The following is a 15,333-nucleotide window of genomic DNA, read 5'->3' on the forward strand; positions in this document are numbered from 1 at the left end:
TGCTATAATAACAGTGTCCGAAGGGACATTTCGTGGATGATTTGATATTCGAGAAAACGGGCGGAAGTGGCTCAGGGGTAGAGCATCGCCTTGCCAAGGCGAGGGTCGCGGGTTCAAATCCCGTCTTCCGCTCCATAATTTTTGGCGACATAGCCAAGTGGTAAGGCAGCGGTCTGCAAAACCGCTATTCCCCGGTTCGAATCCGGGTGTCGCCTCCAGGGTCGTGGGCGGCTAGCTCAGTTGGTTAGAGTGCAGCGTTGACATCGCTGAGGTCACTGGTTCGATTCCAGTGCCGCCCACCATTTTTATGCCTGTATATCCTGTATATATAGGGTAAAACCGCAGGTGCTAGGATGACTTGCAACAGTACCAGCGGCTTCCTCCTGACGGCAGGTATTCAAATTCGCGCTTCAGGGCCGGACATGGCCCCTTTTTTGTTGCCTCCTCTTGGCGGAGGTGTTGCCTGCTATAGCCACGCCAGTTCTCCTGGCTCCTCCGGTGGCGCTCCCGCCAGTGCCCCCGGCCTCGCCCCCGCGCCTGTCGGCGAAACTCTGCCCCGCAGAGCGGCCACCGCAAGCAAGCCAATAAGCGCCGCCATGCGGCGGCTTGCGGACGAGGTCGTGGTTGTGGGTCAGGTCAGGGAGGCCCGGAACCTCGAGGAGGTCCTGGATGGCATCTTAAACGGTGATACGCCTGTATTATGTTATCGCTATGCCCAGGGTCGGGCTGGGCAGGTACATCGAGGATGCCCTCGAGCCTCTAGCCCGGATCATCCTGGGGCCTGAGAAGTGAGCGTCCGGGAATCGAGCAGAGTCGCCCGTCGGGAGCCATGGGCCAGAACGTCTCGCGGGTGACGCTGACGGTTCCCCTGCCTGCTGAGATATCCGCGACCCTGCCTGCGAGGTTGTGGAGGTCATCTCGCGAGATGGCGACCTCGAGGGCCACGCCCTTGCCATAGGATGCGCCGATGACAGGATAGCCCCCGGAGCGCAGGAAGCTCTCGAGCTTTCCAGATGTCTGGTAATCAACCAACAGGAGCACCACGCACGCCGGGACATAGGTCACGACCTGCGCCCTGTCGAGCCCGGCCTTCGCGGCCTGGCTGTATGCACGGACGAGTCCATTTGCGCCGAGGAGGATGCCGCCGAAGTAGCGGGTCACTACAGCCGCAATATTGGTCAGGCCATCCCGCTCCCGCCTCAGGGCCTCAAGAACGGGCTTGCCGGCCGTGCCTCCGGGCTCGCCGTCGTCGCTCTGTCTCTCGATTTCCCCTGCGTGGCCGATCCTGAAGGCATACACATTGTGGGTCGCATCCCTGTGATCCTCCTTGACACGGCCGATAAAGCGCATGGCCTCGGCCTCGGATTCGACATGGGCGATTGTGGCTATGAATCTCGATTTCCTAACGACGATCTCGGCTGTGGCGGCTCCAAGGACCGTTGTATACGATTGTCCCCGCGATTGTCTCTGCGATTTCCCCTGCGGCGGGTATCCCTGTCTCATACCAGCTCTCCCCTGAGAAGCCACGTCTGTGGCTCGGTTATCTTCACGCTCACGAGCCTGCCATAAAGGACGTCCTTGTCGCCTGGGAAGAGAACGAGCTTATTTGTCCGGGTGCGGCCCTGCAGGAGCGCCGAGCTGGTCTCGCTCTCGCCCTCGACGAGCACCTCGACGGTCTTGCCCCGGAGCGCCTCGTTCTTTCTCAGGCTTATCTCGTTTTGGACCGCGATGAGGCGGTAGATGCGATCACGCTTTTCGTCCTCGGACACCTGGTCGGGCATATTCGCGGCAGCCGTGCCGCGCCGCGGCGAGTAGATGAATGTGAAGGCCGAATCAAATTCGACCTTGCGGACCATGTCAAGCGTATCCTGGAAATCCTCCTCCGCCTCGCCGGGGAACCCAACTATCAAGTCGGTGGTGATGCTCGAGTCCGGCACATGCTTCCTTATCTCGGCGACGAGGTCCAGATACCTCTGCGCGGTGTAGCCCCTATTCATCCTGCGCAGTATCTTATCGCTGCCGGCCTGGAGGGGCAGGTGGAAATGCTCGCAGACCTTGCGGGATGCCGCGATCGACTGAATGAGCTTTAATGAAAAATCGCGCGGGTGTGATGTTGTGTAACGAATCCGCTCTATACCTGGGACGCCATCCAGCGCCGCCAGCAGGTCGGCGAAGTCGATCCTTTCCGGCAGGCCCTTGCCGTAGGCGTTGACATTCTGGCCAAGCAGAGTTACCTCCTTGTAGCCTTCCCTCCCGAGCTCCGTCACCTCCGCGATGATATCTTCAAGGGGCCTGCTCCTCTCGCGGCCTCTGACGTAGGGCACTATACAATAGGAGCAGAAATTGTCGCAGCCGTACATGATAGTGACCCATGCCTTGAGGTCGCCCTCGCGCTTGACGGGGAGCCCCTCGACCAGGTCCTCCTTTTCCGCTCTTTCCACATCCCAGACCTCATACGCCTGCCTGAGGCCAGCCTCGACCCGGTGAAGGAGCTCCGGGAGGCGGTGAATGTTATGGGTGCCAAAGACCAGGTCCACATGGGGGAGCTGCTCCCTGATCTTCTCCAGCTCGCCCTCCTGCTGGACCATGCAGCCGCAGATCCCTATGACCAGGCCTGGGTTCTTCTCCTTGAGGCGCTTGAGGTCGCCGGCCCTCCCATAAACCTTGCGCTCGGGGTTTTCTCTGACGCAGCATGTATTAAAAAGTATGAGATCGGCCTCCTCAGGGTCCTCGGTCGGTATATAGCCCTCCTTCTCGAGGATGCCTGCGATGGTCTCGGAATCGTGGACGTTCATCTGGCAGCCAAAGGTCTGGAGAAGGTACTTACGCCGGTGATCCTGCATCTTCATCCCCCAATCCTTGAATAAATCCTCGATATTTCAGCCCTCGATCGTATCATATCAATAGTATACCACATATAGCGTAATGGATGGAATTATACAATTAATCCATAATATGGGAATAATGGGTTCCCTGAGCTGTATACAAAAATTCCCCGTCACATATAATAGTCGTGAGAAAGGGCGTGATCTTCATGGAGGTCGTTTCTATCGGGACTCAGAATCACATCGACAGGCTTCGCCAGTGTTTTGAACAGGAACTACCACTCTTCGCCAGAGATGGCATAAATATCGCTCTAACCGAGAAGGCAAAGGGAAGGCTGAGATTCCTTGCTTTCGACGTGCCCGAAACGGTCGCGCCCGGTAATCGAGACCTGAACCTCATGGTCAGGAGATGGATAGCCCAGGTTCTTGCCAGGGCGATCGTACATGATATGCAAAAAGCGTTCACGCTTGCTATATTGAGGGAACGCTACAAGAGCTTCAATGATTCGGAGCTTGCTCAGATAGCCGATGATACTGTGCAGATGATGCAGGAGCAGGAACAAGAACAGGAAGATGGATCGGCGAAGGAGCAGGTCAGCGAGATTGCGGCAAAGCTGCTTGATTACCTTAATGCCAATAACGAGCTCGTGCTCGAGGGCTTTATGCGGTTCAGGCTTAAGGAGTATTACGCCGGACTGCGGAGCGCGGTTGATAGAGCCGTGGATAACTTCATGGTCGAGCGAGAATACAGGGAGTTCATCCGGCTCCTTAAGTATTTCGTCGATATCCAGGAGCCGAAGATTGACGAAGTGCACGTGATAATCCGGCCAAATGGCGCTTTCCGGCTGCTGGATTCGAGATACAGGGTTATAGAGAATGACTATCTCGAAGGCTTCATCGCAGATCTTGGTTCAGACGATGTAGACTACGAGGACCTGCTCATAAGCGCCCTTATAACCGTCGCGCCGGCCAGGGTCATCCTGCATTTCGATGAAACCAGGGCGGTGGTTGAAACCATCGTGGGGGTGTTCGAGGATAAGGTCTCGATGTGCCCGGGCTGCCCGCTATGCTCATCCTCGGCCACCAATTCCAGGGGCAGGCTTGACAACGTCTAGGATCAAGTTTACAATAAAGTATAGTTGGTAGACTGAGGCGAGTCCCTCGTCCCTGGGATGTCAGGGACGAGTTTTTGTATGCGTTTGCATTTTGTTTGTATGAGGTCGGGAAAGGAGAGAGTGCTTTTTATGTCGAGTTCCCATGCTCTAAGCGAGCCTTCCCTAAACGAGCCTTCCGCCTTGAACGATGTTGATGCGAGTGGGGTTGATCTCGAGGTCTACAGGCATTCTACCTCTCACATCCTTGCCCAGGCGGTAAAGCGTCTTTTCCCCGATGTAAAGCTCGCGATAGGTCCCGCTATCGAAAACGGGTTTTATTACGATTTTGAGCGGGCAACCCCTTTCACGCCAGATGATCTGGATAGAATCGAGAAGGAGATGAGAAAGATCATCGGCGAGGACCTCCCGATTGTCCGGGAGGAGGTATCAAAGGAGGATGCTGTAAGGCTCTTCCAGAAGCTGGGCGAGGAGTACAAGCTCGAGCTCCTGGAGGATATCCCTGATGATGCGGTGAGCCTCTACTGGCAGGGCGAGTTTGTCGACCTTTGCCGCGGTCCTCACCTCCCATCGACAGGGAAAGTCAAGGCCTTCAAGCTCCTGAATGTGGCGGGGGCCTACTGGCGCGGGGATGAGAAGCGGGAGATGCTCCAGCGGATATACGGCACGGCCTTCCCCAGGGAGTCCGAGCTCGAGGCCTACTTGAAGACCCTTGAGGAGGCAGCCCGGCGCGATCACCGGAAGCTCGGAAAGGAGCTGGATCTCTTCAGCCTTCACGAGGAGGCTGGAGCCGGACTGGTTTACTGGCACCCCAAGGGTGCAAGCGTCAGGAGGATCATAGAGGATTTCTGGCGCTCCGAGCATATAAAGCGCGGGTATGATATAGTCTACTCCCCGCACATCGCAAGGCGGGATCTGTGGGAAATCTCGGGGCACTGGGGATGGTACCGCGAGAATATGTACTCCCCCATAGATATAGATGGGGTGGAGTACCTGCTAAAGCCGATGAACTGCCCATTCCACATCCTGATGTACAAGTCGCGCACCAGGTCCTACAGGGAGCTCCCGATACGCTGGGCCGAGCTCGGCACGGTCTACCGGTATGAGAGGAGCGGCGTGCTTCATGGGTTGCAGAGGGTGAGGGGCTTCACCCAGGATGACGCACATCTCTTTGTGCGACCGGACCAGCTGGAGGATGAGATTGTCGGAGTCATAGACTTGATGCAGTTCATGATGAAATCATTCGGCTATTCGGAATACCTTATCGAGTTATCAGTGCGCGACCCGCAGAACAAGGAGAAGTACGCAGGCTCGGATGAAATATGGGATCTCGCAGAGAGCGCGCTGGTGCGGGCCCTGGAGAGGGTTGACCTCCCGTACACGCGCATGGAAGGTGAGGCCAAGTTCTACGGGCCGGCGATTGACGTTAAAATCAAGGATGCCATTGGCCGCGCGTGGCAGGGCCCGACGATCCAGGTAGACTTCAACCTGCCGGAGCGTTTTGATCTTGAATACACGGGCGAGGATAACGCGCCCCACCGGCCTGTTATGATTCACAGGACCGTTCTGGGCTCCATGGAGCGCTTCTTCGCCGGGCTTATCGAGCATTATGCGGGAGCCTTCCCAGTATGGCTCGCGCCGGTCCAGGTGAGGGTAATGCCCATAGCGGAGAGGCACATCGATAGAGCCCGGGAGATACAGAGGGATTTAATGGTAGCCGGCCTCAGGGTCGAGGTCGACTCGAGGAATGAGAAGATCGGCTATAAGGTGCGCGATGCGGAACTCCAGCGGATTCCGTATATGATCGTGATAGGAGATAGGGAAATCGAGAATAACCTCGTCTCGGTTCGGAGCCGCAGGGGAGGTGACCTCGGCCGGATGAAGCTCGATGGGATCAGGGAGCGCATCCTATCCGAGGTGGCGTCCAAATCTGGAAATTCTGATTGACCTCGGGTGAGACTTATGCTATACTAAACACTGCTACCACAGGACTGCTCAGGCAGGGCTGCCTGGAAGAGTCTCAAAAAGACAAAAAGGATGTCTAAAAGAAGAAGCCATCCGCTTCTCACCCTGCGGCGCTCCCAGGTGCCGTACTATGATCCCAGGGGCCAGGTTTGCTGCCAGCAGGGTATTATGTTGTGTATCAAGAGCCAATCCCGAGCTCATCTCGGGTTATATTTGGTTGAGGTTTGCTAGCTTTTGCGGGGCGGGTGGAATCTACCTGCCCATTTTTTACGGATTTGGGTTCTCATTGTTTTTAAAAATCAGGGGGTGACGCGCCATCAGCAAAGACTTGAGAGTGAACGAGGAAATCCGCGCCAGGGAAATCCGGGTCATAGGGGACCAGGGCGAGCAACTAGGGGTCATGCCCTTCAGGGAAGCGCTTCGTCTGGCCGAGGAGAAAGGGCTCGACCTGGTGGAGGTTGCGCCTACGGCAAAACCGCCTGTATGCAGGGTCATGGATTATGGAAAGTATAGGTACGAACAGGCGAAGCGTGAGAGGGAAGCCAGGAAGAAACAGCGCATAATCGATATCAAGGAGATAAGGATGACCCCAAAGATCGAGGGGCATGATTTCGAGGTCAAGGTCAGGAACGCCCAGAGGTTTCTCAAGGATGGCGACAAGGTTAAAGCCACGATCAAGTTTCGTGGCCGGGAGATCGTTCACGCCGATATAGGGAAGGCTTTGCTAGAGGATCTTGCAGAGGAGTTAAAGGATGTTGCTATTATAGAGAGAGCGCCGAGGGTCGAGGGCAAGAGCATGATCATGATTCTCTCGCCGAGACAGGCTTAATATTCTAGGGGTCACGAATCAGGCCATTGTTCATGCCGTGATTCATCCATGATTCATTCTAGATTTTTCAAGGGGGAAGTACTTTGCCTAAGCTTAAGACTCACCGTGGAGCCGCCAAACGCTTCAAGGTCAGCGGTAGTGGGAAGATTATAAGGTTCAAGGCTTTTAAGAGCCATATCCTGGAGAAAAAGTCGCCCAAGACCAAGAGGAACCTGCGAAAGCAGGCGGTCATGAGCCCTGGGGACGCAAAGAAGGTAAAGAAATTGGTGCCCTACCTGTGACTGCAGCCTCTAGCGCGGTCTCTAACGATATTGGATCCACACATCACATATCCGTCCCGGCATGCATGCCCAGCGTGCATGTCCAGTATGCGTGCTCCAAATGCCGGGTGTAGTGTAATGGAGGGAAAGTGTAATGCCAAGGGCGAAGGGCGGGTTTGTAACCCGTAGGAGACATAAGAAGATATTGAAGCTTGCCAAGGGCTTCACGGGTGCGAAGAGCAAGATTTTCAGGCGCGCCAATGAGGCGGTCATGAAATCCCTGCAATATGCATACAGGGACCGGAGAAATAGGAAACGCGATTTCCGGAGGCTCTGGATCGCGCGGATTAACGCTGCGGCCAGGGTGAACGGCATTTCGTATAGCAGGCTGATCGATGGGCTGAAGAAGGCTGGCGTTGAGGTAAACCGGAAGATGCTTGCCGAGCTTGCTATCAATGACATGGCTGCCTTCAGTGAGCTTGTTCAGGTTGCAAAAGGCAGTTCCGGGGAGTAGGATCAGGCATGGTACCTGGTGGCTGTGCTGGTAGCCATCTACCTCAGATAACGAGCGTTCGAAACCCGCGGGTACAATATATTCGAAAGCTTTACCAGAAGAAATACCGCGACAGGGAGGGAAGGTTTGCGATTGAAGGGGTTCGCTTCATCGAAGAGGCCCTGGCGAGCGGTGCCAGGCTTCACGCAGCCTTCTTCGCGCCCGACCTCCTTGAGAGCGACCGGGGCCGCCTCCTCGCCGAACGGTTGAGGGAGCGGCCTGTTGATTGTTTCACAGTATCCCGCCATGTCCTCGATGCGGTCGCCGATGTCGCCACGACGCAGGGTATATGCGCGGTTGCGGAGAAGCTCGAGCCGCGGCTGGATGAGGTGGTGACCCAACCCAGCCCCCTCATTGTAGTGCTTCATAACCTCCAGGATCCAGGAAATGTTGGAACCATTATACGCACGGCCTCCGCCGCCGGGGCGAGCGGGGTTATTCTTACCGGGTCGACTGCCGATGAATACAATCCGAAGACGCTGCGCGCGACCATGGGGGCGATTTTCAATATCCCCACCGTGCGCGTTGCCAGCCTGCTGGAGTTGCTACAGACGCTCAGGTCCGCCGGTATAAGCACCGTCGCGGGCGACGCTGGGGCCAAAACTATGTATTTCAACCATGATTTTCGCGTACCCGTCGCGATCCTCGTGGGCAACGAAGGTTCGGGACTCCGGGGCGATATCTTGAATTCTGTGGAGGAAGCCGTGGCTATTCCCATGCCTGGGCGGGCAGAATCCTTGAACGTGGCGGTTGCTGCATCGCTTTTAATCTATGAAGCCTTGCGGCAGAGGATGAACGTGTGATATAATTCAACGTAAAGATTTCCCCAGAAGCCTCGAAAGGGTGTGGTTCCTGGATGCTGCTGACCGCCGATTTCTTTTGGAGGATCTTTGAGGCAACGGGTTCCATCACTGCATACCTCATCTATCGACGGCTCAGGACGCAGTAGAAACGATGGGGGCGGCTGGAGGAGGGGCCTTGCTGCAATAAGACACACAGGAACACGGTTAACACGGTTTAAGTGATTCAAGGCGTGATATATTTCGTAACAAATTGAAGAAAGGCGATGACGGGGAAGAGTAGGTGGACGGCGGCCCGCAAGGGAGGGGGCACCGGAGACTGCAAGTGTCCCTAGGGCCTGGTCCGCTGAAGTTCGCCCCCGAGCTGCAGGCTGAAAGCCGCGGGCAAGTAGGCCGCGCCGGGCACCGGCCGTTACACGGGGTACGTACATACATTAGAGCATCACCGGTCAGGGTGGTAATACGGGGTTTACAGCCCCCGTCCTTGTGACGGGGGCTGTAATTTTTGGTGTAGGGTTTTCCTGGTGGACTTGGTGTAGGAGTTTAGAAAAAGGGGAAGGATTTCTAGGAGAATAGGAGAAGGGGAAGAACAGGAGGCGAGTCTATGCGCGACGAGGTTCAACGAATTATTACGCAAGCATTGCAGGAGCTCGATGCTGCCCGGACCCTCAACGATCTCGAGGGTCTCAGGGTGAAATATCTCGGCCGCAAGGGTTTTATAACGCTCCTCCTGAGGAGGCTGGGTGAGCTTTCCCCGGATCAGAGGCCGGAGGTCGGCAGGCTCATCAATGACGCTCGCACATCTTTTGAGGAAAGGCTCCAGAGCCGCAGGAGGGAGCTTGCAGCCATTGAGCGCGAGAGGGCGCTCGCGAGCGAGATAATTGATATAACCATGCCAGGAAGACGCCCAGCTATTGGAGGCATGCACCCTGTGACCATAATCTACAATGAGCTTGAGCGCATCTTTTCGCGACTAGGTTTTGAGGTTGTCACGGGCCCTGAAATCGAGCTGGATTACTATAATTTTGAAGCCTTGAATGTGCCCAAGTATCATCCCGCGCGCGATATCCAGGATACGTTCTATATCGCAGAAGATGTGGTGCTCAGGACCCATACCTCCCCCATGCAGGTGCGGGCAATGGAAAAGCGTAAACCCCCTATCAGGATCGTCGTCCCTGGCAGGGTCTACAGGTCAGACGCCAGCGACGCGTCGCACTCCCCGATGTTTCACCAGCTCGAAGGCCTGGCCGTGGATGAGGATGTGACCTTCGCCGACCTCAAGGGCACGCTTGCGGTATTCGCGCGTGAGCTTTTCGGCCCTCAGACCGATGTTCGCTTCAGGCCGAGCTACTTCCCGTTTACAGAGCCCAGCGCCGAGGTGGACATCTCGTGCATGATCTGTGGGGGCAGGGGGTGCCGCGTCTGCAAGAACACAGGCTGGCTCGAGGTGCTGGGGTCGGGGATGGTGCACCCCAATGTGCTCCGCAATGTGGGTTACGACCCCGAAGAAGTGAGCGGGTTTGCATTTGGCATGGGCGTCGATAGGATCGCCATGCTCAAGTTCGGTATAGATGATATGAGGCTGCTCTTCGAGAATGATGTGAGATTGTTGAGGCAGTTCTGAGCGGCGTTCATTATTTGCTGATTCAGCATTTGATTTATTAGCTTATCATTTGTCATTTGCCGATTTTCGCAGGTTTTTAGCATACTGATTTAGCCGTGGGAGGTTGGGATGGCGAGATGCTTGTTCCATCGAAATGGCTCAGGGAATTGGTAGATTATGATATAACAGACGAGGAGCTTGCGAAACGCCTCACGATGGCGGGCACGCAGCTCGAGGCGTTTCAGCGATCGGACGATGGTGAGCTGGTATTCGACTTCGACATCATGCCAAACAGGCCTGATTGCCTTTCCATTGTTGGGATCGCCCGGGAGGCGTCAGCCGTAACCGGCAAGCCCCTGGTCCTGCCCGAGGTCACGGTGAGGGAAGGGGAGAGAACGGCCGGGGACATGACCTCGGTCGCTGTTGAGGATGCCGGCCTGTGCCCGCGCTATATCGCCAGGATCATCTATGATGTAAAAGTCGGCCCATCTCCCTTGTGGATGCAGAGGCGGCTTCAGGCTTGCGGCGTGCGACCAATAAATAATGTGGTTGATATTACCAACTACGTAATGCTTGAATTAAACCAGCCGCTCCACGCATTCGACTATGACCTGCTTTCTGAAAACAGGATAATCGTCAGGCGTGCACGACCGGGAGAGAGGATTGTGACCCTGGATGGCGAGGAACGCCCCCTTGATCACGATGTGCTCGTGATAGCGGACGCCACAAGGCCGGTGGCGATCGCCGGGGTGATGGGTGGCCTGGAGTCAGAGGTGAGGGATGACTCGCGCACGATCCTCCTGGAATCGGCCAATTTTGACAGGGTGAGCATCTGGAGGACATCAAGGAGGCTCAAGCTTCGCACCGAGGCGTCTACGAGGTTTGAGAAGGGGCTGGACCCCAACAATGCCAGGCTCGGAGCCGACAGGGCATGCCAGCTTATGGAGGAGCTTGGCGTCGGCAAGGTGGCGCGGGGAGCCGTGGACATATACCCTTCGCCTGAGGAGCCGAAGGTATTCACGCTGAGATCAGGGAGGATCGGCCGTCTTCTCGGCATCGATATATCGGCGGACGAGATAGCGGAGATTCTGGGGAGGCTCTCCATGAGCGTTGAAAGGCTTGGGGACCATGAAGGGCTTGGGGAGCATGATCTGAGGGTGACCGTCCCGACCTTCAGGCGCGATATATCGGGGGAGGCGGATTTCGTTGAGGAGGTCGCCCGCATCCATGGTTATGAGCGGATCAACGCAAGCATGCTCACAGGTGCTGTGCCGGAGAGGGAGCCCGGCCGGGCCAGGCGGCTTATGGGCCTGGTCCGCGATATCGTCAGGGGATGCGGGTTTTCTGAGGCGATAACTTTCAGCTTCACAAGTCCGAAGATGTTTGATGTGCTCAGGCTGCCGCAGGATAGCCCCTGCAGGGATGCAATCGCGATTATGAACCCACTGACCGAGGAGCAGTCGATCATGAGGACGACCCTCCTCGGGAGCATGCTTGAGGTTCTCGAGCTTAATATCTCGAGGGGAAACAGAGATGTCGCCGTCTTCGAGCTCGGACGTCGCTTCCTCAAGGACAGTAGGGAGCCCTCGGGCTGTAAGGAAAGGGAAACCCTGGCAGGGGCGGCAATGGGGTCGCTCTCCATTCCTTCGTGGGGTGTCGCGCGAAGAGAGGTCGATTTCTATGATATCAAGGGTGTGATAGAGGAGCTCCTGTCACGCATGGGTGTGAGAGGCTTCGCATTTGAGAGGTGCGATCACCCGAGCTTTCACCCGGGGAGATGTGCGAGGGTGGTCCTCGGCGGCACAGGTTCCGGAGGGACCGAGCTTGGCGTCTTTGGCGAGCTTCATCCCGAAGTCAGGGCCGGCATGGGTTTCCCGGGCAGGCCTTACCTGTTCGAGCTCGACCTGGATGAGCTGGTGCGCGTGGCAGATCCTGCCGGGCATGTCAGGCCGCTCCCGAGACACCCGTCGGTTGTGAGGGACATCGCGGTCATCGCTGTGAAGGACCTGCCCTGCGAGGCCATCGAGGAGGCCATAAGAAGCGTGGGGGGCGATCTCGTGGAGGATGTGAGGCTGTTCGACGTCTACGAAGGAAGCCAGATCCCTGAGGGACACCGTAGCCTGGCTTTCTCCGTAACATACCGGGCTCAGGATCGCACCCTGACAGACGAGGAAGTGAACGCCATCTGGTCGCAGGTAAGGGATAAACTAGTTGCTGGGCTCGGCGTGAGCGTGAGACAGTGATGGATGGTAGGTCTGGGAGGCAATTTTGTTTTCCTCATCCCTTGAGGCAGGAATTTGGGGTTTTCTCGCTAAATCTATGTTAGAGTTGGGTGTCAGAAGAGTCAGGTGTTAGATGTGATAGTGCGGCGGGAGCACCGGGAATGCCGGGGCCTGTTGGTTGCGGGGTCTGCCCCTTGCGGCTACGAGGGGGTGAGGTGATTGTCTATCGACAAGACCGATAGAGCTGAGAAGAAGGTGCGCGTGGCCGTCAGGATCCTGGGTGATGAGTATACTATCCGGGGGGATGCCGACCCGGAGCACATCAAGAGGCTGGCGGCGGATATCGACGCCCGGGTGCGGGCGGCCATGGAGTTCAACCCGAAGCTCGGGCGCAGCCAGGCTGTGATTCTCGCGTTTTTGAATATCGCGGAGGAGCTCGAGAGGCTCAAGAGCCAGTACGAGGAGCTGATGGAGTTCATCGAGGAGGCGAGGTGAAACACATGGATTGGGTGAGCCTGGTGATTCTCGCCACCCTGGGCCTTTTCGCGATAAACGGCGCGCAGCGGGGCTTTGTGAGGCAGGTCCTGGGGCTCGCGGGGACGGTCATCGCCCTCATCCTCGCGTTCCAGAACTTCGAGGAGGTCGGCGACCTGATAATGTATTATGCGAGCATGCCCAGAACTATCGCTAATGTTCTGGGGTTTGCTATAGTTTGTGCAATAGTCATCGGGGTGGTTTCAATTATAGGTCACATTTGGTCGAGGTTCATCCGCCTGTCGCCGGTATCTATCCTTGATAGCCTGGGCGGGGCGGGTTTTGGGCTCTTGAAGGGTTTTCTCATCGTGTGTATTATACTGATCATCCTGACCTCGCTCCCGTTCAAGGGCGTAACCGACGTTGTGGGGCAGTCTGTGGTAGCCCGGCAGATACTGGCGGCTGCACCCCTCTTCTATGAGCAGGTGGAGAAGCTCCTCCCGCCAGGGGCGCCAAGGCTTATAATCACCCCCGATGGGATCAGGCTCGTGCCGGCCGGGCCCGCAGTTGGGAGTCAGTTGATTAGAGTTAGGTGATATTGTAAGCGATATGATGAGCGAATAGGACGGCAAGGGGGAAAGGGTATGAGTCTCGGAGACATTATAACTGGCGTTGTGCTTGGTGCCCTGGTGATATTTGCGATCTATGGCTATATCATAGTGGATAAGCGCCTGAAGGCGACTGCAGAGGCGGAGCGGGCCGAGAAGGAAAAGGAGAAGGCTCAGGCAGCTGCCGGTAAGAAGAAGAGCCGGTGAGGGAGTCGGTGAGCGTGGGCATGAACATGAGCCGTAGGCATGAACATGGGCGGGGCGGGGAGCTGGTCGCGTGGTGCATGATATGGTGCGTAATGATGTGAGCAACGCGGAGATTGCGGCGCTCCTCTGGGAGATTTCTGAGCTGCTTGAGCTATCTGGTGATAACCCCTTTAAGGCCAGGGCGTACCGGCATGCTGCGGAGAAGATCGAGAGCCTCCCGGAGGCCCTCTCGAGCGTCTATGCGGAGGGAAGGCTCGGGGAGATCGAGGGCATCGGTGAAGCCCTGAGGAAGAAGCTCGAGGAGATCATAACCACGGGAGGGCTCCGGTATTATGAAGACCTGAAGGAGAAGGTTCCGCGGGTCCTGGTTGAGCTCGTGGATATACCGGGCGTGGGCCCGAAGACCGCGCGCGTCCTGTATGAGCGCCTTCATGTCGGCGGAATAGAGGAGCTCGAGGCCGCGGCGAGGGCCGGGAAGATTCGCGAGCTGCCCGGCATGGGCGTGAAAACGGAGCAAAACATACTGCGTGGCATACAGATGCTGAGGGGCCGCCTCAACCGCATCCCGCTGGGCGTGGCCGCGCCCATCGCTCAGGATTTCATTGAAAGCATACGGCGCATGCCCTGGGTGCTTGAGGTCCGGGCCGCAGGGAGCTTGAGGCGCAGGAAGGAAAGCGTAGGGGACATCGACCTCGTCGTGGCGAGCGGGGATGCCATCGCTGTTATGGATGCCATCGAGAAGCTGCCCAGGTCGCGCGAAGTCCTGTCCAGGGGCGGGACCAGGATGGTCGTCATGGCCAGGGACGGCATCAAGGTAGATATCTGGGTCGTGGATCCTTCTTTTTTCTGGTCGGCCCTGCATCATTCCACGGGTTCCAAACCGCATAATGTGAAACTGCGCGGGATGGCGAGGGAGATGGGCCTGAAGATCAACGAGTACGGCATATCCCGGGAGGATGGAATCAGGATCCCGGTCACCGGAGAGGAGGATATATACTGGTCCCTGGGCCTTGATTTCATACCCCCCGAGCTGCGTGAGGATGCAGGTGAGGTTGAAGCGGCGAGGGAGGGGAGGCTGCCGACGCTGCTGGAGCCCGGAGATATCCGGGGCGACCTCCATATACACTCCACGTGGAGCGATGGCGTCACGAGCATCGAGGAGATGGTCGAGGCGGCCCGGCGCCGGGGCTATGACTACATCGCTATCTGCGATCACTCGAAATCCCTCGGCGTTGCCAGGGGGTTGTCGGAGGAGGCCCTCCGGCGCCAGATAGGGATTATCCGGGAACTGAATGAGGCATCGCCTGGAGTGAGGGTTCTCGCCGGGATTGAGACGGATATACGGAGGGATGGCACGCTCGATTACCCCGATGAACTCCTGGCCGAGCTGGATGTCGTGGTGGCGTCGGTTCACTCGGGCTTCCGGCAGGATGAGGACACGATGACCGCAAGGATCATTGCGGCGATGAAAAATCCCCATGTGGATATCATAGGGCACCCGACCGGCAGGCTTCTCGGCCGGCGCGAGCCCTACGCCGTAAACATCGATGCCGTGATCGATGCCGCGGTGGAGACCGGGACTGCCCTGGAAATAAATTCATACCCGGACCGCCTCGACCTCTCGGACATTCATGCCAGGATGGCAAAGGAACGGGGTGTGAAGCTCGCCATAAACACGGATGCGCACTCGAGAGAGCAGCTGAGCTACATGGGGTATGGAGTTTCGGTTGCCAGGCGCGCGTGGCTCAGCAAGGAGGATGTCATAAACGCCTGGGATGCCGGGCTCTTGTTGAGATTTTTAGACGAATAAACACCATGGCTTTTTACCAATACTAGCGCGTGTAGCCCGCAGCACTGAGTCAGGGCGCATAAAGA

Annotated in this window: 16 protein-coding genes and 3 tRNA genes; 17 read left to right on the forward strand and 2 right to left on the reverse strand. The window is 57.0% G+C overall.

Annotated features, from left to right (window positions below):
* Positions 1-60 precede the first annotated feature (60 nt).
* The 4 genes from HPY71_00700 (at position 61) to HPY71_00715 (ending at position 785) form a co-directional block, all read left to right on the forward strand.
* Positions 61-135: transfer RNA gene (locus tag HPY71_00700), tRNA-Gly, on the forward strand.
* 8 nt (positions 136-143) lie between these two features.
* Positions 144-218: transfer RNA gene (locus HPY71_00705), tRNA-Cys, on the forward strand.
* A gap of 7 nt (positions 219-225) precedes the next feature.
* A tRNA-Val gene (locus HPY71_00710) sits at positions 226-302 on the forward strand.
* Between the two features lie 51 nt (positions 303-353).
* On the forward strand, positions 354-785 hold the full coding sequence (locus HPY71_00715) for a hypothetical protein (GenBank protein NPV52028.1): 432 nt from the start codon (positions 354-356) through the stop codon (positions 783-785).
* Here HPY71_00715 and HPY71_00720 read toward each other — a convergent pair.
* Complete coding sequence (locus HPY71_00720) at positions 760-1,503, reverse strand: YigZ family protein (protein ID NPV52029.1); 744 nt, start codon at positions 1,501-1,503, stop codon at positions 760-762. The two genes, HPY71_00715 and HPY71_00720, sit on opposite strands and share 26 nt — an antisense overlap.
* A complete protein-coding gene (gene miaB, locus HPY71_00725) occupies positions 1,500-2,843 on the reverse strand; it encodes a tRNA (N6-isopentenyl adenosine(37)-C2)-methylthiotransferase MiaB (protein NPV52030.1) in 1,344 nt (447 codons plus the stop codon). The genes HPY71_00720 and miaB overlap by 4 nt, the downstream gene beginning before the upstream one ends.
* 170 nt (positions 2,844-3,013) lie before the next feature.
* Between miaB and ytxC the strand changes: the two genes are divergently transcribed.
* The 13 genes from ytxC (at position 3,014) to polX (ending at position 15,268) form a co-directional block, all read left to right on the forward strand.
* Positions 3,014-3,940 carry a putative sporulation protein YtxC gene (ytxC, locus tag HPY71_00730; protein ID NPV52031.1) on the forward strand — a complete coding sequence of 309 codons (927 nt, stop codon included), beginning with the start codon at positions 3,014-3,016 and terminating at the stop codon, positions 3,938-3,940.
* 57 nt (positions 3,941-3,997) lie between these two features.
* On the forward strand, positions 3,998-5,884 hold the full coding sequence (gene thrS, locus HPY71_00735; protein NPV52032.1) for a threonine--tRNA ligase: 1,887 nt from the start codon (positions 3,998-4,000) through the stop codon (positions 5,882-5,884).
* Between the two features lie 352 nt (positions 5,885-6,236).
* Positions 6,237-6,731, forward strand: coding sequence for a translation initiation factor IF-3 (locus tag HPY71_00740; protein NPV52033.1), 495 nt, complete (start codon positions 6,237-6,239; stop codon positions 6,729-6,731).
* Between the two features lie 83 nt (positions 6,732-6,814).
* Positions 6,815-7,012: a 50S ribosomal protein L35 gene (gene rpmI / locus HPY71_00745; protein NPV52034.1), complete on the forward strand. Its 198-nt coding sequence runs from the start codon at positions 6,815-6,817 to the stop codon at positions 7,010-7,012.
* A 133-nt stretch (positions 7,013-7,145) separates the two neighbouring features.
* A complete protein-coding gene (rplT, locus tag HPY71_00750) occupies positions 7,146-7,505 on the forward strand; it encodes a 50S ribosomal protein L20 (GenBank protein NPV52035.1) in 360 nt (119 codons plus the stop codon).
* 8 nt (positions 7,506-7,513) lie between these two features.
* Positions 7,514-8,347, forward strand: a complete 834-nt coding sequence (locus HPY71_00755; GenBank protein ID NPV52036.1) for an RNA methyltransferase — start codon at positions 7,514-7,516, stop codon at positions 8,345-8,347.
* Between the two features lie 53 nt (positions 8,348-8,400).
* A complete protein-coding gene (locus HPY71_00760) occupies positions 8,401-8,493 on the forward strand; it encodes a YqzL family protein (GenBank protein ID NPV52037.1) in 93 nt (30 codons plus the stop codon).
* A gap of 455 nt (positions 8,494-8,948) precedes the next feature.
* Positions 8,949-9,968, forward strand: a complete 1,020-nt coding sequence (gene pheS, locus HPY71_00765; GenBank protein NPV52038.1) for a phenylalanine--tRNA ligase subunit alpha — start codon at positions 8,949-8,951, stop codon at positions 9,966-9,968.
* A 116-nt stretch (positions 9,969-10,084) separates the two neighbouring features.
* A complete protein-coding gene (locus HPY71_00770) occupies positions 10,085-12,190 on the forward strand; it encodes a phenylalanine--tRNA ligase subunit beta (GenBank protein ID NPV52039.1) in 2,106 nt (701 codons plus the stop codon).
* A gap of 198 nt (positions 12,191-12,388) precedes the next feature.
* On the forward strand, positions 12,389-12,664 hold the full coding sequence (gene zapA, locus HPY71_00775) for a cell division protein ZapA (GenBank protein NPV52040.1): 276 nt from the start codon (positions 12,389-12,391) through the stop codon (positions 12,662-12,664).
* A 5-nt stretch (positions 12,665-12,669) separates the two neighbouring features.
* Positions 12,670-13,239, forward strand: a complete 570-nt coding sequence (locus HPY71_00780; protein ID NPV52041.1) for a CvpA family protein — start codon at positions 12,670-12,672, stop codon at positions 13,237-13,239.
* A gap of 48 nt (positions 13,240-13,287) precedes the next feature.
* Positions 13,288-13,458 (forward strand): hypothetical protein, encoded by a 171-nt coding sequence (locus tag HPY71_00785; protein ID NPV52042.1) that lies wholly within the window; start codon positions 13,288-13,290, stop codon positions 13,456-13,458.
* Between the two features lie 97 nt (positions 13,459-13,555).
* Positions 13,556-15,268 carry a DNA polymerase/3'-5' exonuclease PolX gene (gene polX / locus HPY71_00790; protein ID NPV52043.1) on the forward strand — a complete coding sequence of 571 codons (1,713 nt, stop codon included), beginning with the start codon at positions 13,556-13,558 and terminating at the stop codon, positions 15,266-15,268.
* Positions 15,269-15,333 lie beyond the last annotated feature (65 nt).

Source organism: Bacillota bacterium, assembly GCA_013178125.1.
In the GTDB taxonomy this organism is placed as follows: domain Bacteria; phylum Bacillota; class SHA-98; order Ch115; family JABLXJ01; genus JABLXL01.